The 19,415-nt window shown below is 35.2% G+C and carries 19 protein-coding genes; 9 read left to right on the forward strand and 10 right to left on the reverse strand.

What is annotated here, in order from left to right; translation table 11 throughout:
• Positions 1 to 31: 31 nt before the first annotated feature.
• Positions 32 to 1,036, reverse strand: coding sequence for a peptidylprolyl isomerase (locus D1003_RS08985; protein ID WP_014938904.1), 1,005 nt, complete (start codon positions 1,034 to 1,036; stop codon positions 32 to 34).
• A 165-nt stretch (positions 1,037 to 1,201) separates the two neighbouring features.
• Positions 1,202 to 2,020 (reverse strand): enoyl-ACP reductase, encoded by an 819-nt coding sequence (locus D1003_RS08990; protein WP_153936578.1) that lies wholly within the window; start codon positions 2,018 to 2,020, stop codon positions 1,202 to 1,204.
• Positions 2,021 to 2,144: 124 nt separating this feature from the next.
• Between D1003_RS08990 and fsa the strand changes: the two genes are divergently transcribed.
• Positions 2,145 to 2,798 carry a fructose-6-phosphate aldolase gene (gene fsa / locus D1003_RS08995; RefSeq protein WP_014938906.1) on the forward strand — a complete coding sequence of 218 codons (654 nt, stop codon included), beginning with the start codon at positions 2,145 to 2,147 and terminating at the stop codon, positions 2,796 to 2,798.
• A gap of 76 nt (positions 2,799 to 2,874) precedes the next feature.
• Here fsa and ychF read toward each other — a convergent pair whose 3' ends face one another.
• Positions 2,875 to 3,966, reverse strand: coding sequence for a redox-regulated ATPase YchF (gene ychF / locus D1003_RS09000; protein WP_052911185.1), 1,092 nt, complete (start codon positions 3,964 to 3,966; stop codon positions 2,875 to 2,877).
• 123 nt (positions 3,967 to 4,089) lie between these two features.
• Between ychF and D1003_RS09005 the strand changes: the two genes are divergently transcribed.
• Entirely contained in the window at positions 4,090 to 5,376 is a 1,287-nt protein-coding gene (locus D1003_RS09005; protein WP_153936580.1) for a M64 family metallopeptidase, read from the forward strand.
• A gap of 5 nt (positions 5,377 to 5,381) precedes the next feature.
• Here the strand turns inward: D1003_RS09005 and D1003_RS09010 are convergent, their stop codons facing one another.
• Both D1003_RS09010 and D1003_RS09015 read right to left on the reverse strand, forming a co-directional pair.
• Complete coding sequence (locus tag D1003_RS09010) at positions 5,382 to 5,726, reverse strand: phage holin family protein (RefSeq protein ID WP_153936582.1); 345 nt, start codon at positions 5,724 to 5,726, stop codon at positions 5,382 to 5,384.
• 12 nt (positions 5,727 to 5,738) lie between these two features.
• A complete protein-coding gene (locus tag D1003_RS09015) occupies positions 5,739 to 6,806 on the reverse strand; it encodes a 3-oxoacyl-ACP synthase III family protein (RefSeq protein ID WP_153936585.1) in 1,068 nt (355 codons plus the stop codon).
• A gap of 142 nt (positions 6,807 to 6,948) precedes the next feature.
• Here D1003_RS09015 and D1003_RS09020 point away from each other — a divergent pair, with 142 nt between their 5' ends.
• The 6 genes from D1003_RS09020 (at position 6,949) to D1003_RS09045 (ending at position 13,557) form a co-directional block, all read left to right on the forward strand.
• Positions 6,949 to 7,518: a hypothetical protein gene (locus D1003_RS09020; RefSeq protein WP_153936587.1), complete on the forward strand. Its 570-nt coding sequence runs from the start codon at positions 6,949 to 6,951 to the stop codon at positions 7,516 to 7,518.
• Between the two features lie 12 nt (positions 7,519 to 7,530).
• Entirely contained in the window at positions 7,531 to 8,253 is a 723-nt protein-coding gene (ubiE, locus tag D1003_RS09025) for a bifunctional demethylmenaquinone methyltransferase/2-methoxy-6-polyprenyl-1,4-benzoquinol methylase UbiE (protein ID WP_153936588.1), read from the forward strand.
• A gap of 45 nt (positions 8,254 to 8,298) precedes the next feature.
• Positions 8,299 to 9,063, forward strand: a complete 765-nt coding sequence (locus D1003_RS09030) for a porin family protein (protein WP_153936589.1) — start codon at positions 8,299 to 8,301, stop codon at positions 9,061 to 9,063.
• A 419-nt stretch (positions 9,064 to 9,482) separates the two neighbouring features.
• Positions 9,483 to 10,688 (forward strand): metallophosphoesterase, encoded by a 1,206-nt coding sequence (locus tag D1003_RS09035; RefSeq protein ID WP_153936591.1) that lies wholly within the window; start codon positions 9,483 to 9,485, stop codon positions 10,686 to 10,688.
• A gap of 188 nt (positions 10,689 to 10,876) precedes the next feature.
• Positions 10,877 to 11,521 carry a monofunctional biosynthetic peptidoglycan transglycosylase gene (gene mtgA, locus D1003_RS09040; protein ID WP_153936593.1) on the forward strand — a complete coding sequence of 215 codons (645 nt, stop codon included), beginning with the start codon at positions 10,877 to 10,879 and terminating at the stop codon, positions 11,519 to 11,521.
• A 5-nt stretch (positions 11,522 to 11,526) separates the two neighbouring features.
• Positions 11,527 to 13,557 (forward strand): recombinase, encoded by a 2,031-nt coding sequence (locus tag D1003_RS09045; RefSeq protein ID WP_052911194.1) that lies wholly within the window; start codon positions 11,527 to 11,529, stop codon positions 13,555 to 13,557.
• Here the strand turns inward: D1003_RS09045 and D1003_RS09050 are convergent.
• The 4 genes from D1003_RS09050 to D1003_RS09065 form a co-directional block, all read right to left on the reverse strand.
• The gene (locus tag D1003_RS09050) at positions 13,554 to 13,850 is read right to left on the reverse strand and encodes a hypothetical protein (protein WP_153936595.1); all 297 of its coding nucleotides are present in this window, start codon (positions 13,848 to 13,850) and stop codon (positions 13,554 to 13,556) included. The genes D1003_RS09045 and D1003_RS09050 overlap by 4 nt on opposite strands.
• 196 nt (positions 13,851 to 14,046) lie before the next feature.
• The gene (gene bioA, locus D1003_RS09055; protein WP_153936596.1) at positions 14,047 to 15,327 is read right to left on the reverse strand and encodes an adenosylmethionine--8-amino-7-oxononanoate transaminase; all 1,281 of its coding nucleotides are present in this window, start codon (positions 15,325 to 15,327) and stop codon (positions 14,047 to 14,049) included.
• Entirely contained in the window at positions 15,303 to 15,941 is a 639-nt protein-coding gene (bioD, locus tag D1003_RS09060; RefSeq protein ID WP_153936598.1) for a dethiobiotin synthase, read from the reverse strand. The genes bioA and bioD overlap by 25 nt, the downstream gene beginning before the upstream one ends.
• 4 nt (positions 15,942 to 15,945) lie before the next feature.
• Entirely contained in the window at positions 15,946 to 17,103 is a 1,158-nt protein-coding gene (locus tag D1003_RS09065) for an 8-amino-7-oxononanoate synthase (RefSeq protein WP_153936599.1), read from the reverse strand.
• 107 nt (positions 17,104 to 17,210) lie between these two features.
• Between D1003_RS09065 and D1003_RS09070 the strand changes: the two genes are divergently transcribed.
• On the forward strand, positions 17,211 to 18,395 hold the full coding sequence (locus D1003_RS09070) for a beta-ketoacyl synthase N-terminal-like domain-containing protein (protein WP_153936601.1): 1,185 nt from the start codon (positions 17,211 to 17,213) through the stop codon (positions 18,393 to 18,395).
• Positions 18,396 to 18,441: 46 nt separating this feature from the next.
• Here D1003_RS09070 and metF read toward each other — a convergent pair whose 3' ends face one another.
• Positions 18,442 to 19,398 carry a methylenetetrahydrofolate reductase [NAD(P)H] gene (gene metF, locus D1003_RS09075; protein WP_153936603.1) on the reverse strand — a complete coding sequence of 319 codons (957 nt, stop codon included), beginning with the start codon at positions 19,396 to 19,398 and terminating at the stop codon, positions 18,442 to 18,444.
• Positions 19,399 to 19,415: the final 17 nt, after the last annotated feature.

A 19,415-nucleotide genomic window follows, 5' to 3' on the forward strand; every position in this document is an offset into this window, starting at 1 on the left:
AAGCCCTTAATATCTGAGAATAAAATATAAGTTATTTAACTTTAACCAATTCTACATCAAATAATAGCCACGCATTAGGCGGAATAACACCTCCTGCACCTCTTTCTCCATAAGCCAAATTAGATGGGATAAGCAATGTTGCTTGCTCGCCTTCTTTAAGAAGCATAATACCTTCGTCCCAACCTTTAATTACTCTACCTGTTCCAACAGGAAACTCTATTGGTTCTCCTCTTTTAAAAGAGTTATCAAACTCTTGTCCGTTAGTTAATCTTCCCGCATAGTGTACTGCTACCATATCACCTGCTTTAGGAGCTTTACCTTCGGTAGATTTTGTAATCTTATATAAAAGCCCAGACGCTGTAGCTGTCATTCCTGCCTTTAATTCTTCTAATTTCTTAGCAGCCTCTGCTTCTTTTTTAGCTATGTAAGCTCTATTTCTTTCTTCGATTTTAGATTTACCTTCATTAAATACTTTTGCTGCATCATAATCTTTGTAAGACTCACCTTTAGTGAAAATCTCCACTTTCTGTATTACTACATCTTGCTTAGGCTTATGTTGTGCTCCTATTTCTACATTCGCAATCGCATCTATAACTTCTAAACCTTGTATTACTTTACCAAACACGGTATGCTTACCATCTAACCAAGGTGTAGCTACTTCTGTAATAAAAAACTGAGAACCATTGGTATTAGCACCAGAATTAGCCATAGAAAGATAACCTTTACCCTCGTGTTTTAGGTCATTCTTTTCGTCATCAAATTTATAACCAGGATCTCCCATTCCCGTTCCAGTAGGGTCTCCTCCTTGAATCATAAAATCCTTGATAACTCTATGAAAAATAATCCCATCATAGTAAGGCTTTCCTTTTTTCTTAACTTTATTTTCTATTGTACCTTGTGCTAATCCCACAAAGTTAGCCACAGTTACAGGAGATTCTTTGTCGTTAAACTGGATAATCATACTTCCTTTAGAAGTTTCCATTTTTGCATAAACACCCTCTGGAAGAGCGTTGTAAAATTCTTTTTCGATATTCATTTTTTTGTATATAGGATTACAATTAGTTAATGATAAAATTGCTAATAAAGCAACACACAAAGATAAGACTTTTTTCATCGTTAATTTAATTTGGGAATGGTTAAAACGAAATACCGAAACTTTAGTATCTAGCCTCGGTATTACTTTTATTTCAATTATAGCAGATTAACCTTCTTTACTTTGATCATATCTATCTACCACCTTCTGAGAAACCCCAGTATTGCTAAATCCTCCGTCGTTGAAAAGATTTTGCATTGTTACCTTTCTTGTTAAATCAGAAAACATTGCCACACAGTAGTTAGCACAATCTAAAGCTGTTGCATTACCTAGTGGAGACATATCTTCTGCATAACCTAAGAAACCTCCAAAGCCTTTCACTCCGCTTCCCGCTGTTGTAGGTGTTGGAGATTGTGATATGGTGTTTACTCTTACTTTTCTTTCACCCCAATAGTACCCAAAGCTTCTCGCAATACTCTCCAAATAAGATTTGTTATCTGCCATATCATTATAGTCTGGGAAAGTTCTCTGAGCTGCAATATAAGAGAGTGCTAAAATAGAACCCCACTCGTTCATACAATCTTTATCCCAAGCGGTTTTCATAACTTTGTGAAAAGAAACTGCCGATACATCCCAACCTTTTTCTAAAAAGCTATAATTAAGGTCAGTATAAGGCTTACCTTTTCTCACATTAACCGACATTCCTATAGAGTGTAAAATAAAATCTAGCTTTCCAAATTTTTCTATCGTAGCATCAAAAAGTTTTTCTAAATCTTCCATAGAAGTGGCGTCTGCACCAATGACCTCTGCTCCTGTTTTTTCTGCCAAAGCGTTTAATTCTCCCATTCTCATAGCGATAGGTGCATTAGATAAGATAAATTCAGCACCTTCTTCATGACATCTTTCTGCTACTTTCCAAGCGATAGATTGCTCGTTAAGAGCTCCAAATATAATTCCCTTTTTTCCTTTTAATAATCCGTATGACATAATTATTTTATTTAGCAACAAAAATAATAAAAAAAATAAGATTGGGATTACAATCTACCCTAAATTTGACTAGACTTCTTACATTAAATTACTATCTTTGCTGAAACAAAAATCTAATTTAAAAATGAAATTTTTTATCGACACCGCTAATCTTGAGCAAATTAAAGAAGCTAAAAATCTAGGTATTTTAGATGGCGTAACTACCAACCCTTCTCTAATGGCTAAAGAAGGCATACAAGGGAAAGAAGCTATAATGAACCACTACAAAACCATTTGCGAATTGGTAGATGGAGATATTTCTGCAGAGGTACTTTCTACAACTTATGAGGAAATGATAAAAGAAGGCGAAGAACTAGCAGCCATCCACCCTAATATCGTGGTAAAAATACCAATGATAAAAGACGGAATAAAGGCTATAAAGTATTTTTCTGATAAAGGTATTAAGACTAACTGCACTTTAATATTTTCGGCAGGACAAGCTCTTTTAGCAGCTAAGGCTGGAGCGACTTATGTATCGCCTTTCTTAGGAAGATTGGACGACATCTCTACTGATGGACTTAATTTAATAGAAGAAATCAGAACGATATATGATAACTATATGTTTGAAACTGAAATTCTAGCAGCTTCTATAAGACACTCTATGCACATTATAGATTGTGCTAAAATAGGTGCTGATGTTATCACGTCTCCTCTAGCTCCCATATTAAGTTTACTTAAACACCCTTTAACAGATAATGGTTTAGCACAGTTTGTAGCAGACGCACAGAAATTAGGCTAGTAAACAATATCATAATTAAAAACCAAAATCCTCACAACTAAGTTATGAGGATTTTTTTTATTATTTGATTTAGATATTAAACATTAAATCTAAAATGCATAATATCACCATCTTGCACAACATATTCTTTACCTTCTACAGAAAGTTTACCCGCTTCTTTCACCTTAGCCTCCGAACCGTAATTGATGAAATCTTCGTACTTAATTACTTCCGCACGGATAAACCCTTTCTCAAAATCAGTGTGGATAACTCCTGCCGCTTGAGGTGCCGTCCAACCTTTACCTATCGTCCACGCTCTTACTTCTTTTACGCCTGCAGTGAAATAAGTTTGTAACTTTAAAAGTTCATACGCTTTACGGATAAGGCGGTTAACACCTGGCTCTTCTAACCCTAACTCTTCCAAGAACATCTGGCGTTCTTCGTAGGTTTCTAGTTCGTTAATATCTGCCTCTATCTGTGCTGCTAAAGCCAACACTTCCGCTCCCTCTTTTTGAGCCATTTCCTCTACTTTGCTTATCCACTCGTTGCCATTTTTAATAGAGTTTTCATCTACATTACAAAGATAAAGTACAGGCTTTTTAGTTAATAGTTGTATTTCGTCTATGATAGGCTGGGTAACATCATCAGTCTCAAACTCACGAGCATTTCTACCACTTTCTACAAACTCTAAGATACTTTTTAATGTTTCGTATTTTAAAATATCCTCTTTTTTTCCTGATTTTATAAACTTCTTGGCTTTTTCTACCGCTTTAGTTAGAGTTTCTATGTCTTTTAGTTGTAACTCTATATCTATAATTTCTTTATCTCTTAATGGGTCCACCGAACCTTCTACGTGCACAATATTGCCATTATCAAAACATCTCAACACATGGATAATAGCCTCACACTCACGGATATTTGCTAAAAACTGATTACCTAAACCTTCTCCTCTACTCGCTCCTTTAACTAGTCCCGCTATATCTACTATCTCCACCACTGCAGGAAGAACTCGCTCTGGATTAACCAATTTTTCCAACTCAAACAATCTTTGGTCTGGTACAGATACCGTTCCTAAATTAGGTTCTATGGTACAGAAAGGATAGTTAGCACTCTGTGCTTTTGCATTACTAAGACAGTTAAACAAGGTTGATTTTCCTACATTAGGCAAACCTACAATTCCACATTTCATAATCAGATATATTATAATTCTGCAAATATAGTTAAGTAAGATTGGATTAAAAAATAAGACCTCTGTTTTTTAAAGTTATTTGAATATTTTTTCTTTACTTTGTGCAAATCATATTCTACTCTTATGAAAACCAAACACCATCTACTCATTATAGCAATGCTTATCTTATCGCAGATGAGTATGGCACAAACTCTTAATTTTGAAGAGTATTTCACTAGTGGAAGCCTCCGCATAGATTTGTTACTCACAGGTAACCACGCCCACAAAACAGCTACAATACATCAACTAAAAAAAGAACCTTACTACGGAGGTGGGACTTCAGCACAGCTTATTTTTCCTGATTTGGGTAATTATAGAATTGTGATAAAAGATGAACTTTCCAAAAAAATGATTTTCTCTAAAGGCTTCAGCCCCATATTCAGTGAATGGCAAGCCACCGAAGAAGCTAAAAACAAATACAAGTCATTTGAAAACACCTTTACAGTACCTTTTCCTAAACACAACATTATTCTTGAAGTACAGTCTAGGGAAAGAGATGGTTCATTTTCCAATCTTCTTACAGAAGCCATCAATCCTAATCAGTTTGATATCATCAAAGAAACACCTTCTTTCTATCCTTCAACTAAAATTTACGGTCATAAACCTCCACAAAATGCGGTAGATATTGCTATTTTAGCAGAAGGCTACACCACCGAAGAAATGCCTAAATTTAAAAAAGATGCCCAACGTTTTATTGATTATATGATGAGCGTAGAGCCTTTTAAATCAAATAAAAATCACTTTAATGTATATATTGTAGAGTCGCCCTCCCAAGAGTCTGGAACGGATATTTCTGGAGAAAATATTTATAAAAACACCATTTTAAACTCTCATTTCTATACCTTCGGAGAGCCTCGCTATCTTACCGCTTTATCTTCTTTTAAAATTTCGGATATAGCTGCCAATGTACCTTATGACCAAATTTTTGTTATCGTAAATACACCAAGATATGGTGGCGGTGGTTTTTATAATGTGATTAACTTAGTATCAGCGGATAACTACCTATCCGAAAAAGTATTTGTGCACGAATTTGGACACGGTTTTGCTGGTCTCGGAGATGAATATTACAACAATTCTGGTGGAACTACCGATTTATATAATCTAAAAGTAGAGCCGTGGGAACCTAACCTTACTACTCTAGTGGATTTTGGTAAAAAATGGAAGCATAAGGTTAATAAAAACATACCTATACCGACACCTAGAACGGAGTTATATAAGAATAGTATTGGAGTATTTGAAGGCGGTGGTTACACTCCAAAAGGTATCTACAGCCCAGTGCAAGATTGCAGAATGAAGTCCAACACTCCAGAAAATTTCTGCCCTGTATGTACAGATGCCCTACTAGAAACTATATTATTCTACACGAGGTAAAAATATTATTTCTTACTCAAAAACAAACTGCTAAGTATAGAAGTAACCACAGACAAAGCAATACTAAACCCTAATGCCCACCAAAAACTATCAATCGTAACGCCATCTACTAGATATTCTGCCAAAAGTATAATACAAGCGTTAATGACTAGCGAAAATAAGCCCAAAGTAATGATAGTTAATGGAAAGCCTAAAATTTTCAAGATAGGTTTTATTGTGATGTCTAATAGACCCAAAATAATAGCAAATATCACCGCAGTGCCAAATGAAGCAATATGCACCCCTGACAATACACTCTGAAGTACAAAAGCACTTGCCGCTACAATAAGAAGTTTGATAATCAGTTTCATAATAATAGAAGATTAGTCCATTTTATAAAGAATTGCATTGATATTCATTCCTGCTCCTACAGAAGCAAATACTACATATCCTCCTTGTTTAAATTGATGATTGCCTAGCTGCCCTTTCTTAATAAGATTGTACATCGTAGGCACAGTAGCTACCGAAGAATTACCAAATTTTTGAATCGTCATTGGTGCTATCGCCTCATCGTAAGTTTTCATTCCGTAAAGGCGATGCAAACGAGAAATAATAGCGTGATCCATCTTAGCATTAGCCTGATGAATTAAAATTTTATCAATATCCTGAATGCTTAAGCCTGCTTTATCTATTGTAGATTTTATAGCATCTGGGACATATTTAAGCGCAAACTCATAAATTTTTCTCCCACGCATTCTGATATAATTTTTATCTTGAGGCTCCGCTGGATTAAGCGAAGACGAGTTTTCTAAATAACTCAGTTCTTCCCCATTAAAACACAATGTACTATCCGCAATAATACCTTTATCCTTGCTTTCGTCAGCCTTTACAACCACCGCTCCAGCCCCATCTGCAAAAATCATTTTATTTCTATCGTAAGGGTCGGTTACTTTACTTAGAGTATCCCCGCCTACAACCAAAATATATTTAGCTCTCCCTGCCTTAATAAGACTATCCGCCAAAATCATACCCTCTACCCAACCTGGGCAACCAAATATCATATCATAATTGATACAACTAAGATTTTTAATCCCTAATTTATTCTTTAGCCTTGCAGACATATTAGGCATAAAATCCGATACTCCACTATTACTTACCTCACCAAAATTACTTGCATAAATAATATAGTCTAGTTCTTCTTTATCTATACCTGCGTCTTCTAAAGCCTCTAGAGAAGCCTTTAGTCCTAAGTCAGAATTATACTCGTTTGGATTACAATAGCGACGTTCTTCTATTTCTGTAATTTCCACAAACTTATCAATTACCTCTTGTGTAGGCTTATCTATTAGTTCTTTATTATCATCAAAAAAAATAGAATCTAAAAAATCTGACCCTTTAATTATATTGCTTGGTACACAACTTCCTGAACCTATAATGACTGTATTTGGCATAAGTATTTTGGATAAATTAGACTGCAAATTTAATAATTATAATGATAAACACTTTAACTTTGGAGAAAGTTTTATGTTTTACGAGTAAAATTGCTCAAATCGTGGTTTTATGTTACCTTTGTGGCTGTAAATTTTTGAACCTATGAAGTTATCCGCACCTGTAAAAGGATTTATTTTCGCCTTTATGGCTGTTATTTTAGCTTTTGCTATCTACTTCTTTTTCTTGGCTAAGAAAAATTACTATTTGGTAGATAACCCAACGCCTAACACTTATTATTTTAAATTAAATAATGGAGAGGAGCAAATTATAAGTGCAGGACAATCGGTGCAGGTGGACTTGTCTAAAGGCAAAAACAATATTCAGGTTTTTGATAGCAACAAAAAAATCATTTACGACTCTGCATTTCAAGTGAATAAAATAAGAGGCTTACTTAATATCGCTCATCAAGACTACTATGTTAATAGGCAATTTTACGGTTATATTCCTAATAAAGATTCTCTTTTACTATCTCACGGAAAAACCGTAATAGACGGTAAAGATTATCTAGGCGATGTAACCCATTACAACAAACTATACATAGAAGATTTCTATTATAATGTAAACGAAGATTACGATGCTGTGGTAAAAAACATACAGAAAGTAGAGTCGAGAACCAAGCTATTCAGAAAACAAGATTTTCTAAATTATTATAACGAATATTATAAATTTTAAAAAACATTAAAATTGAAAACACAAGTTACTCCCTATAATACAGACGCAGGAAAGAAAAAAGAAATAGAAGCTATGTTTGACAATATAGCTCCACAGTACGATTTTCTAAATAGAGCTCTCTCTTTAAAAGTAGATTTAATTTGGAGAAAAAACCTCGTCAACTGGCTTAAAAAAGACCAACCTAAACTAATATTAGACATTGCCACTGGCACAGGAGACCTCGCCATCGCTATGGAAAAAGGGACTAAAGCCGAAATTGTAGGTCTAGACTTATCTCAACAAATGTTGAACATCGGAATAGAGAAAGTTAAGAAACTAAACCTCTCTAACAAAATAAAAATGATGAAGGGCGATGCCGAAAATCTGCCTTTTGAAGACAATAAGTTCGATTCTGTAACTTCTGCCTTTGGCGTTAGAAACTTTGAAAATTTAGAGAAAGGGTTGTCCGAATTCCGAAGAGTGGTAAAAGAAGGTTCTAGCATCTACATTCTTGAGTTTTCTAAGGTAGAAGGCTTCTTGGCTCCTTTCTATATGTTTTATTTTAAAAACATTCTCCCTAGAATAGGCAAACTTATCTCCAAAGATAGCCGTGCATACACCTATTTACCCGATTCTGTAAATGCCTTCCCTTATGGTGAGAAAATGAAAGAAATCTTGCTAAATGTAGGCTTTAGAAAGGTAGAATACAAAAAACAAAGTTTAGGTATTGCGACTATTTACAAAGCAACAAAATAAAAAACCATATTCTCTGTTTAATATCTTACAATAAGACATTATTTTATGAAAAAAACACTTTTTTTAATCCTCATTAGTGTTACTGCCGTCGCTTCTGCACAGTTTAGAATAAAGGATAGAATGGACAGAATGGAAGGTATTGATGATAAAAAGTTCAGCTACGGATTTTTCCTTAACGGTAGCCAAAACGATTACAAAATGGTACTAGACCCTAAATACGGCACTAGAGGAAATAAAAATTTGGTTTCCTCCAAGCCTACTTATAGCTTTGGTGCAGGATTGATAGGGAGAATGAGAATCAACAAAAATCTAGATTTGAGGCTAGAACCTGGAATGCAATTTATAGAACGAGATTTGTATTTTGATACCCAAGTTAATGATATTTACGCTACTGATGCCAAAGCGCCATTCACTCCAAAAAAACTTACCGAAGAAGATAAAGTGAGAAAAATTAAGGCAACTACAATAGACATTCCGCTTCTGCTAGAAATACACGCCGACAGATGGTTTAACTCTAGACCTTATGTAGCGGCTGGTGTTAATTGGCTGGTGAATTTACAATCCAATTCTAGTAGCGAAGATGATAATGCCAATGGCACCTTCCGTAGTACCACCCACAATTTTGGTTATTCTGGAGAGGTAGGCATACAATTTTATTTCAGTAAATTTAAACTTACGCCAGCCTTTAGAGGCACTTTCACTATGGGCAACGAACTCGTGAGAGATAATGCCAACACTCTACCTTACTGGACATCTGCACTTACCTCTACCCAAGGGAGAAGTTTTATGTTTGTACTTAAATTTGAATAATAATAACTCATAACCGAATAATACAAAGCACTCACAATATTAAAAGAGTGCTTTTTTACTCTCTGTACATTTAAAAATAGTTTGACTTTAAATGTTTACTAATGGCTACAGTCGTTTATTACTAAAAAATGGATAATCGCAATCGGAAACAGTCATTTATTACTAAAAAATAGAGCGTCGCAATCGGAAACAGTCATTTATTACTAAAAAATAGAGCATCGCAGTTCGGAAATGATAATTTATTACTAAAAAATAGAGTGTCGCAATCGGAAACAGTCATTTTTACTAAAAAATAGAGCGTCGCAGTTCGGAAATGATAATTTATCACTAAAAAATAGAGTGTCGCAATCAGAAACAGTCGTTTTTACTAAAAAATAGATAATCGTTAATTACAAATTGCCTTATTAAAACTAAACATTATGCTAAAAAACATAGTTCCTTTTATTGTTATTTTTTTCTTACTAGAGTTTTACATTTATAATGCCATTAGAACACTTTACTCTAGCCCTTGGTTTAAAATCACCTACTGGCTTATCACTATTTCATTATATGGTTGGCTACTTTTTGAAATACTAACCTTTGATGCTTCCGCTAGAAATAATAAAAAAGTGTTTATTATCTCTAGTATTCTTATGATTTTTATACTTCCAAAGCTACTCCTACTCGCTTTTATTTTATTTGATGATATTATAAGAGTTCTACAATTTGGGACTAAACGCATTTTGTCCAAATCCGCTTTCTATCCAGAAAGAAGAAACTTCATTACCTTAATCGGTATGGGTGCAGCAGCTTTGTTTTCAGCCTCTGTGATTGACGGGATTATTTTCGGAAAATACCGCCATACTTTAAGACAAGTAAGACTAAAACTAAAAAATCTACCGAAAGAATTTAAAGGTTACAAAATCATTCAAATTTCTGATGTCCATAGTGGTAGTTTTAGTCAGCCCGAAAAATTGCAAAAAGCCATTGAACTCATCAATTCTCAAAATCCAGATTTGGTTCTATTTACAGGAGATATGGTGAATAATTATGCAGAAGAATTTTTACCTTTCGTTGATTTATTTTCTAAAATTAAAGCCAAAGACGGTAAATATTCTGTACTCGGAAACCACGACTACGGAGATTATGGACAATGGAACTCCAAAGAAGAAAAAGCCCAAAATATCCCCAAACTCATAGAACTACAACACAAAGCTGGTTTCAAAATGTTAAGAAATGAACACCATACCATCAATAAAAATGGGGCTTCTCTGTACCTCATCGGCGTGGAAAACTGGGGAGAATTGCCTTTTCCTCAACTCGGAGATTTAGACTTAGCGACTAAAGGCATTCCCGAAGAAGCCACTAAAATACTTATGAGCCACGACCCTACCCACTTTGACCACATAGTAAAACATCACCCCAAAGATATACAGCTCACACTTTCTGGACACACCCACGGAATGCAGTTCGGAATTGATTTAAAAAACATCAAGTGGTCTCCCGTAAAATACCGCTATCCTAAATGGGCAGACCTCTACGAAAGCAATGGGAAATATCTCTATGTAAACAGAGGTTTTGGAGTATTAGGATTTTCTGGAAGAGTGGGCATCAATCCAGAAATTACCCTATTTGTCTTAGAATAAGAAAAGGGGCAATATCGCGACTATCTATTTTTTAGTGATAAGATACTGTTTCTGGTTGCGACTATCCGTCTTTTAGTAGTAAAGTCAATAACATTAAAACAAAACCATTTTTAAAATGCACGACGGGGCAGTATTTAAAAATTATACCTTATTTTTGTGAGAAATTTTTTACTTTTTGGAAATCAATTATGTTTAAATTCATTAAGAAAATACTGTTTTTAGTTGTACTGATAAATATACTAATGCTAATTAGTGGGCGGTTTTTCAATCCCATCATTACCATTACACAGGTAGAAGGATTGATAAAATACCACAAACTAGATAGAGATTATATTGCATTTTCTGAAATGGGCAACAATGTAAAAAAAGCCGTTATAGCCTCCGAAGACCAAAATTTTTACACCCACAACGGCTTTGATTTTAAAGCTATTGAAAGGGCTATGAAACACAACGAAAAAGGCAAAAGCATACAAGGAGGCAGCACCATTTCTCAACAAACTGCCAAAAACATCTTCTTATGGAATGGCAGAAGTTGGATAAGAAAAGGGCTAGAGGCTGTCTATACCTTTATTATTGAAAAGATTTGGTCTAAAGATATTATTCTAGAAAGATACCTTAACTCTATAGAAATGGGACAGGGCGTTTTTGGGGTAGAAGCGGCATCGCAATACTATTTTAACAAACCAGCTAAAGACCTCACCAAAAGCGAAGCCGCTTGGATAGCTGCCGTATTGCCTAACCCAAAGAAGTATGACCCTAAAAACCCCACACCTTATCTCAACAGAAAGCATAAGTGGATTATGAGACAAATGAACTTTATCTCTTTAAAATAGTTTTTATGAATATATTTAGTAATCGTCCTATAGAATCACTAGAATCTCTCATTACAAAATATTTTAAATTTCAGAACGAAACCTCTGCACTAGAACCTTTGTCTGAAATATTCGAAGCTACTAAAAAGGAAGGCTTCAGCCATTTATTAGATATACTCACCCAAAATGAAGATTTAAAGAATAATTTTGCTCATTATCTAAAAAATATTTTCCGAGGAAAACGAATGGTTCTGGCTCTTACAGAGGCTAATATTTTATCCGAAAATTCTTTCTTTGCAGAGTTTAAAAAGAGAGTAATTGCGAAAGTACTCCCAGCAGTAGAAGATGAAGACACAGTTTCTTTCGTTATAGAAAAAATATTACTTAGCTCTAAAACCAATTTTGATTTTCTGCTTAACCTCTCCAAAGAAGAAAAAAATACTTTTCTACAAATTATGGGGTTTGAGAGTCTTTTTGCACAAAAGGTCGTTCAAGAAGATTTATTTTTATCCATCAACATTTTAGCCTGGAGAGCCATAGGAAATGCCCTAGATGTAGAAGTACTTAAAATGGCTCCAGAATATAAAAATTTTGACAACCCTTTTATTGCCCTACAAAATGAAATTGACCGCCTACTAGAGTTATTTCAAGAAACTTCAGAAGTTAAAATTTCTACTAAAAACGAACATTATAAACAAGCTAAAGTTTACCTTAACCAATGTTTAGATTTCATTAAAATAGCATTTAAAAACACCTCTAAATACGGGCTATCTAGCAAGACCAACCAGTCTTTAATGAAAATTAGACAACAGCTGGTAAGAATTTCTGAAATATTACCGCTACTGGTTACAGAGGATAAGACCGCTCATCTTGAACAATCTAAAACTTTGGTAGAAAATATTCTTAGGTACAAATCTCACAGAAACAATTTCAGCGAACTATTTGCGGATAGCACCTTACAACTTTCTCACCTCATTACTACCCATACCGCACAAGCAGGGACTCATTATATCGCTTTCAATTATAAGCAGTATATGGATATGTTTAAAAAAGCGGCCGGAGGTGGTATCATCGTAGGATTTTTATGTGTACTCAAGATGCTTTATAGCTACAGTAATGGTAGTGAATTTACCCACGCATTTTTGTACTCGTTCAACTATGCTATGGGCTTTGTACTCATCTATCTCTTGCACTACACTTTGGCGACTAAACAACCTGCTATGACAGCAGCTACTATGGCGAAAGTATTATCCGAAGATAAAAACACTTCTAAAAACTACACTGATTTTGCAGATTTAGTATCAAAATTATTCAGAACGCAATTTATTGCATTTGTAGGCAATGTATTGCTTGCCTTCCCAGTAGCTCTACTTATTATCTATGGATTGGATATTATCTTCCAACAAAACCTGGCAGCAGATAAAGCTAATAAACTTTTGAGGGACTTAAACCCTGTAGAATCCAAGGCTATACTACACGCTAGTATAGCTGGGGTATTTTTATTTATTTCAGGGATTATATCTGGAAATATCAGCAACAACTCTAGGTTTTACCAAATTCCTCAACGAATAATTAAAAATCCTTACCTTAACAAAGCCTTTGGAGCAAAGGCTGCCCGAAGCATTTCTGCATTTTATTCTAAAAACTGGGCGGGTGTTGTTTCTAACTTTTGGTTCGGAGTATTCTTAGGTGCCACAGCTCCTATTGGTAACTTTTTAGGATTAGATTTGGATATTAGGCACATTACCTTTGCCGCTGGCAACCTCGCTTTAGCCATATACGGAAAAGGGTTCGATATTGATATGGGAACTTTTTGGATTAGTTTCATTACAGTATTTCTAATCGGATTTTTCAACTTTATCGTAAGTTTTGGGCTATCAATGTCGTTAGCGTTCCGTTCTAGAAAGGTTAAATTTGGAGAAGTAGGGTTAATCTACAGAGAAATTTTTAACACCTTTGTTAAAAATCCAGCTAAATTTTTCATTCCATTACCTTCTGGTGTAAATACCAATGCTGAAAAAATGGTAGTAGAACTAGAAAAAGAGGGGAAAAACTAAACAAAATAGACCTCCTCTACTACATTTTCACCTGCTACTTCTTTAAATTTTTGAATAAAAAAAGTTTTCCTCATTCTAAAATCATTTTTTAGCAATGGGGATTTTACTTTTATGGTTAAAGTTTTGTCCAAAAGATTAACATCTCCTATTTCTTCAAAAAGTTCATCGTCCAAATAATCTTCTAAAAAATCTTTGATTTGGAAAGCTAATAGCTTCTCTTCAAACCCAAATTTCTTCGCAAAAATTTTAACCAAATCCGAAGACTGATAAGCCCTTTTTTTCTTATTCTTCATAAATTACAATTTAAAAACACATTAATTCACAGTAAATACAACAAAAATAAAACATTATCAAATCGAGATATTTAAACTATTATTCAATCTCACAAAAAGAAGTTTCAAAGAATTAACACTATTTCATCCGATTGAAGTTTTTATCATTGTCTTCTATGGCTTGTCGTTTTAATCGAATTTCATTAAATAAATTTACTTAAGAAATCTCTCCAAATTTATCTACACCCTCCAATATTTTTTGGTAAATGATATTGAGACTTTCATCAGAAATAGTATAGGGCGGTAACACATAAATTGTATTACCTACTGGACGAAGAATTACCCCTTGCTCTATAAAAAACTGATATAGTCTATTTCTTAAATCTCCATAATAATCGTGCTCACCATCTACCTCTAACTCAAATGCTAAAATAACACCTAGTACTCTAGCATTAGCCACTTTTTTTCCTTCTAATTGTTTCAAAAATTTAAGGTGAGACTGATGAACCCGTTTAATATGCCCTTGCATTTCGTCTGTAAGCAAGAGATTTATCGTTGCTAAAGCCGCCGCACAGCCCGTAGGATTAGCCGTGAAAGTATGCCCATGAAATAAGGCTTTATTAACATCATCATCATAAAACCCTTGAAACACCGCCTCCGAAAAGCTAGTAACCGCCATAGGTATAGTTCCCCCCGTTAGAGCTTTGGAAAGGCATATCATATCTGGTTGCTGAGAAAGATATTCACTAGCAAAAGTTTTGCCTGTTTTACCAAAACCCGTCATAACCTCATCGGCTATGGTAAACACTTGGTTTTGTTTAGCAATAGTAATCAATTGGTTGAGAGGCTCTGCATCGTACATTTGCATTCCTGCCGCACCAAGCACTAATGGTTCAAAAATAAAACACGCAAACCCATCTGTTTTTACCAAAGTTTCAAATTGTTTAATGCATCTTTCCTCGTTTCCTTTGGTAGGCACAGGTATCCTTTCCACTTCTATAAGGGAGTTTTTAAAGGCTTCAGTAAAAAATGAAATCCCACTAGCCGCCATCGCTCCAAAGGTATCTCCGTGAAAAGCATTTTCAAAAGCGATAATCTTTGTTTTTTTTAAACCTTTATTATAAAAAAATTGGAGGGCTGCCTTGATGGCTATTTCCACCGCCGTAGAACCATTATCCGAGTAAAATACCTTTTTTTGATTAGAAGGCAATAAACCTAGTAACCGCTCCGAAAGTTCAATTGCTTTGGTATGCGTAAAACCACCAAACAACACATGTTCTAAAGTATTAAGCTGGTTATAAATCGCTTCCGCCAAAACAGAATTACTATGTCCAAACGGATTAACCCACCAACTGGCAATGCCGTCTATATAGCGTTTACCATTGGTATCCCATAAAAACTCGCCTTTGCCCTTCACAATCACAGGGAGTTCTTTTAGCCCTTTATGTTGTGTGTAAGGGTGCCAATTGTATTCTAAATCCTTTTCGCTCCAATCCATTTTTTGAAAAAATTAGTATTAAACACAGAAGCGTATTTTCGCACTGTTTCTTTATTCCATATTGGTTCTTCCGCTACCCTACCTATTACTTCTAGTTGAGTTTTAGAGATGATAATCTGTTCCGTAGAAGGATTAGTTTCTCCATTAAATACAATACCTAAAAAATCAACACCTTTATTTTTAAGCACTTCGTAAGTCATTAAAGTATGATTGATACTTCCTAAATAATTTCTAGAAACTAAAACCACTTTATAATCTTCCTTAATAAAATCTAAAAAAGTATCCTGATTATTGATGGGAACCATCACACCACCTGCACCTTCTATCACCAAATCGTTATCGGTATGAGGTTCTAGCATAGATTCAAGTTGGATAGACACGCCATCTAATTCTGCCGAATAATGCGGACTGGCAGGTGTATTAAGAGCAAAAGCATTTGGGTGAAACGACACATCTGTACGAGTAACCAAACTTCTCACTTTATCTGTATCTGAAAAGTCTAAATCTCCTGCTTGTATAGGTTTCCAATAATCAGCTCCCAAAGCCTCTACCAATATGGCAGAAATCATAGTTTTGCCAACCTCTGTACCTATGCCTGTAACAAATAGTTTCATAAGTTTATTTCTTTAAATTAGAAATGATAAAATCATGGGCAATTTCTAAAACTCTCGTTATCTCCGAAGGCTTATTGTAAGCGTGTATGCAAAATCTCAATCGTTCTTTGCCCTCGGGAACGGTAGGCGAGAGTATTGCTTTGGCAATGTAGCCGTTTTCTTCTAAAGTTCTAGATAATAGTTTAGCTTGGCTATTGCCCTGTACCAGCATACCTTGTATAGGAGCCTCACTAGGAATAAAATAATTACTAAGCTCTAAGCGTTCTACCTCGCTTTTGAAAAAAGCAATATTCGCGAGTAATTTTTCTCTTTGATGGGTTTGAGTTTTAAGTGCTTTATATCCCTTTAAAATAGAGAGCACCGAATGCCTGTCCAAAGCCGTAGTATAAATAAAACTCCTCGCAAAGTTGATAAGATATTCCCTCAACAATTCTGAACAAAGCACCGCCGCACCGTGACACCCTAGACCTTTACCAAAAGTAACCACCCTACAAAGCAAAGCCGAATGCTGACACCATACTTGGCTCAGTCCGCTCCCATACTCCCCAAAAACACCCAAAGCGTGAGCCTCGTCTATAATAACATAAGCTCCATAGCGTTGAGCAAGATTAAGCAGGGCTTCAATATCAGGAGCATCGCCGTCCATAGAGAAAACAGATTCTGTAACGATGTAAATCTCTCCTGTAACCAATGTTTCTTTTTTGGTTTTAAGCAAATGTTCTAAGTTTTCTAAATCATTATGTTTAAACTTTTTAGATTGTGCGTAAGACAACCGAATGCCATCTCGTATAGAAGCGTGAGAAAGTTCATCATATAACACCCAATCATTCCTTTGAGGTAAAGCACTAAGCACGCCTAAATTAGCATTATATCCCGAATTGAAAATAAGAGCTGCTTCCGACTGATGAAAGCCTTTGATAATCTCTTCTACCTCTCTAAAAATAGACAAATTGCCAGACAATAGTCTAGACCCTGTAGAACCTCCTAATGTCTTTGGATACGAAGCGATTTTATCATCTTCTAGCAAAGCTTCTTTAGAAAAACCTAGATAATCATTAGAAAAAAAATCTACATATTCGCCTGTGTATTCCGTTAACACTCGCCACGCATTTTTTTCTTTTCGTTCGGAAATTTTATCTAACAATCTTTTGGGAATATTCATTTTAAAGGGAATAATTCTGGGGCTAAAGTACAAAAATATCACTAAAAAGTAGATTCAGTCCATCTCATATTTTTATCTTTGCTCTTTCTTAACACAGATTTAGACAGATGAAGCTAGACGAGGCTATTGGTATTTACGGATTTGGCAGTGTATCTGCTCTAGGCATGAACAAAACAGATATTTGGAGTGCCTATTGTGATAACAAAACCTACTTAAAAAAAGAACTTTCCAACGGAGAGACTACCTTAATGGGAAAACTGCATGATAGCGTAATACCTCATCTGAATGCTTTAAAAGAGGAACACCCTTCTTACAAAAAGCTAGACCCTTCTGTACTGTACGGCATACTTGCTTCAAGAATGGCTTTTAGAGAAGCCCAATGGGATACTAACGATAATATTGGGGTAAATTTAGGCTCCTCCAGAGGTGCTACTGAAAGTTTTGAAAAATTCTACCGAACCTTTTTAGAAACAGGAAAAACTCCTACCCTAACCTCTCCACTTACCACTTTGGGTAATATCTCAACTTGGGTGCTTCAGGATTTAGGCATTACAGGTCCAGACTTTTCTCATTCCATTACTTGCTCCACGGCTTTGCATTCTGTGGTCAACGGTATTGCATGGATAAAAGCAGGATTTACCAATCAGTTTCTGGTGGGTGGTGCCGAGGCTTCTTTAACGCCGTTTAGTATCGCTCAAATGAAAGCCCTTAAAATCTACTCTCATCGCCTAGACAAAAATTATCCTTGCCTTGCTGGAGATATTTCTAAAACAGAAAATACGATGGTCTTAGGCGAAGGTGCTGGTGCTATGGCAATTGGTAAACTCACAAGCGAAAGACCACCATTTGCTTATATTACAGGGATAGGCGTTGCTTCGGAGCCTTTAACCCATAACATTTCTATTTCCGAAAGGGCTGAATGTCTTAGAATGACGATGGAAATGGCAACTCGAAATATTGACAAGTCTAAAGTAGATGCCATCGTGATGCATTCTCCTGGAACTATTAAAGGTGATACCTCCGAAAGATTTGCCATAGAAGATGTTTTTGCTCATCATAACATTCCTTTCTTTACCACTAATAAATGGAAAATAGGGCATACCTTTGGAGCTTCTGGAATTTTGAGTTTAGAATTGGCTTTGCTAATGTTAGAACACCAGCAACTCATTGAAGTTCCTTTTATTGAAAAACAAAATATAACCAAGGAAAATAAAATCAATAATATACTAGTAAATGCCGTTGGATTTGGAGGAAATGCTGTAAGCCTATTGATTTCAAAAGAAATTGACTAATAAAAACGTTCAGGCTATCGTAAGATAGCCTGAACCAATATCAATTTTAAAATATAGCTTCTGCTATTTTTCTCACACTTTCGCTTCTGCCCATAGAGTAATAATGGAGAATAGGCACTCCGTTTTTCATTAAATCCTTACTTTGCTCTATGCACCATTCTACACCGATTTCTTTAGCTTCATTATTGTTATTGGCTTTAGTAATAGCTGTCACCAAATCATCTGGCAAATCTACCTTAAATCTATGCGGAATAAGACTCAACTGAGCTTTAGTAGCAATAGGCTTAAGTCCTGGTATAATTGGGACTTCTATCCCTTCAGAACGACATCTATCTACAAAATCAAAGTATTTTTGATTATCAAAAAACATTTGGGTCACGATATAATCCGCACCTGCCTCCACTTTTTTCTTGAGATGACCGATGTCTTGAGAAAAACTAGCGGCTTCCATATGTTTTTCTGGATATCCTGCCACACCGACAGAAAAATTGGTAGGAGCCGCTTTCTCCAAACTAGTATCTAAGTAAATTCCTTTATTCATATCCTGTATCTGCTTTACCAAATCTGAAGCATAAGTATGACCATTTTTCTCCGGTTTAAAATAAATTTCGGACTTTACTGCATCTCCCCTCAATGCCACCACATTATCTATCCCCAAAAAATCTAAATCAATTAAAAAATTCTCAGTATCCTCTCTATTAAAGCCCCCACAAAGGATATGCGGAATGGCATCTACCTTATACTTATTCTGTACCGCAGCACAAATCCCCACTGTACCAGGGCGTTTTCTTACCACTCTTTTTTCTAACAAGCCATCTCTTACCTCTACATACTCATACTCTTCTCTATGGTAGGTAACATCTATAAAGCTAGGATTAAACTCAATAAGAGGGTCTATGGCATCAAAAATACATTGTATATTCTGACCTTTTAATGGAGGTAATATCTCAAACGAAAATAGAGTTTTACCTTCTGATTTTTTTATATGTTCTGTTACTTTCATAATCAAATTTTAATATT

This window comes from Riemerella anatipestifer (assembly GCF_009663465.1).
Taxonomy (GTDB): domain Bacteria; phylum Bacteroidota; class Bacteroidia; order Flavobacteriales; family Weeksellaceae; genus Riemerella; species Riemerella anatipestifer_C.

What these genes read in the sequence shown, in the direction of transcription:
- D1003_RS09050 (WP_153936595.1), bottom strand. Translation starts at nt 13,850, where the DNA reads ATGAAGAATAAGAAAAAAAGGGCTTATCAGTCTTCGGATTTGGTTAAA.
- D1003_RS09070 (WP_153936601.1), top strand. Translation starts at nt 17,211, where the DNA reads ATGAAGCTAGACGAGGCTATTGGTATTTACGGATTTGGCAGTGTATCT.
- bioD (WP_153936598.1), bottom strand. Translation starts at nt 15,941, where the DNA reads ATGAAACTATTTGTTACAGGCATAGGTACAGAGGTTGGCAAAACTATG.
- D1003_RS09005 (WP_153936580.1), top strand. Translation starts at nt 4,090, where the DNA reads ATGAAAACCAAACACCATCTACTCATTATAGCAATGCTTATCTTATCG.
- D1003_RS09045 (WP_052911194.1), top strand. Translation starts at nt 11,527, where the DNA reads ATGAATATATTTAGTAATCGTCCTATAGAATCACTAGAATCTCTCATT.
- bioA (WP_153936596.1), bottom strand. Translation starts at nt 15,327, where the DNA reads ATGGATTGGAGCGAAAAGGATTTAGAATACAATTGGCACCCTTACACA.
- fsa (WP_014938906.1), top strand. Translation starts at nt 2,145, where the DNA reads ATGAAATTTTTTATCGACACCGCTAATCTTGAGCAAATTAAAGAAGCT.
- D1003_RS09035 (WP_153936591.1), top strand. Translation starts at nt 9,483, where the DNA reads ATGCTAAAAAACATAGTTCCTTTTATTGTTATTTTTTTCTTACTAGAG.
- metF (WP_153936603.1), bottom strand. Translation starts at nt 19,398, where the DNA reads ATGAAAGTAACAGAACATATAAAAAAATCAGAAGGTAAAACTCTATTT.
- D1003_RS09015 (WP_153936585.1), bottom strand. Translation starts at nt 6,806, where the DNA reads ATGCCAAATACAGTCATTATAGGTTCAGGAAGTTGTGTACCAAGCAAT.
- mtgA (WP_153936593.1), top strand. Translation starts at nt 10,877, where the DNA reads ATGTTTAAATTCATTAAGAAAATACTGTTTTTAGTTGTACTGATAAAT.
- D1003_RS09010 (WP_153936582.1), bottom strand. Translation starts at nt 5,726, where the DNA reads ATGAAACTGATTATCAAACTTCTTATTGTAGCGGCAAGTGCTTTTGTA.
- D1003_RS09030 (WP_153936589.1), top strand. Translation starts at nt 8,299, where the DNA reads ATGAAAAAAACACTTTTTTTAATCCTCATTAGTGTTACTGCCGTCGCT.
- D1003_RS08990 (WP_153936578.1), bottom strand. Translation starts at nt 2,020, where the DNA reads ATGTCATACGGATTATTAAAAGGAAAAAAGGGAATTATATTTGGAGCT.
- D1003_RS09020 (WP_153936587.1), top strand. Translation starts at nt 6,949, where the DNA reads ATGAAGTTATCCGCACCTGTAAAAGGATTTATTTTCGCCTTTATGGCT.
- D1003_RS08985 (WP_014938904.1), bottom strand. Translation starts at nt 1,036, where the DNA reads ATGAATATCGAAAAAGAATTTTACAACGCTCTTCCAGAGGGTGTTTAT.
- ychF (WP_052911185.1), bottom strand. Translation starts at nt 3,966, where the DNA reads ATGAAATGTGGAATTGTAGGTTTGCCTAATGTAGGAAAATCAACCTTG.
- D1003_RS09065 (WP_153936599.1), bottom strand. Translation starts at nt 17,103, where the DNA reads ATGAATATTCCCAAAAGATTGTTAGATAAAATTTCCGAACGAAAAGAA.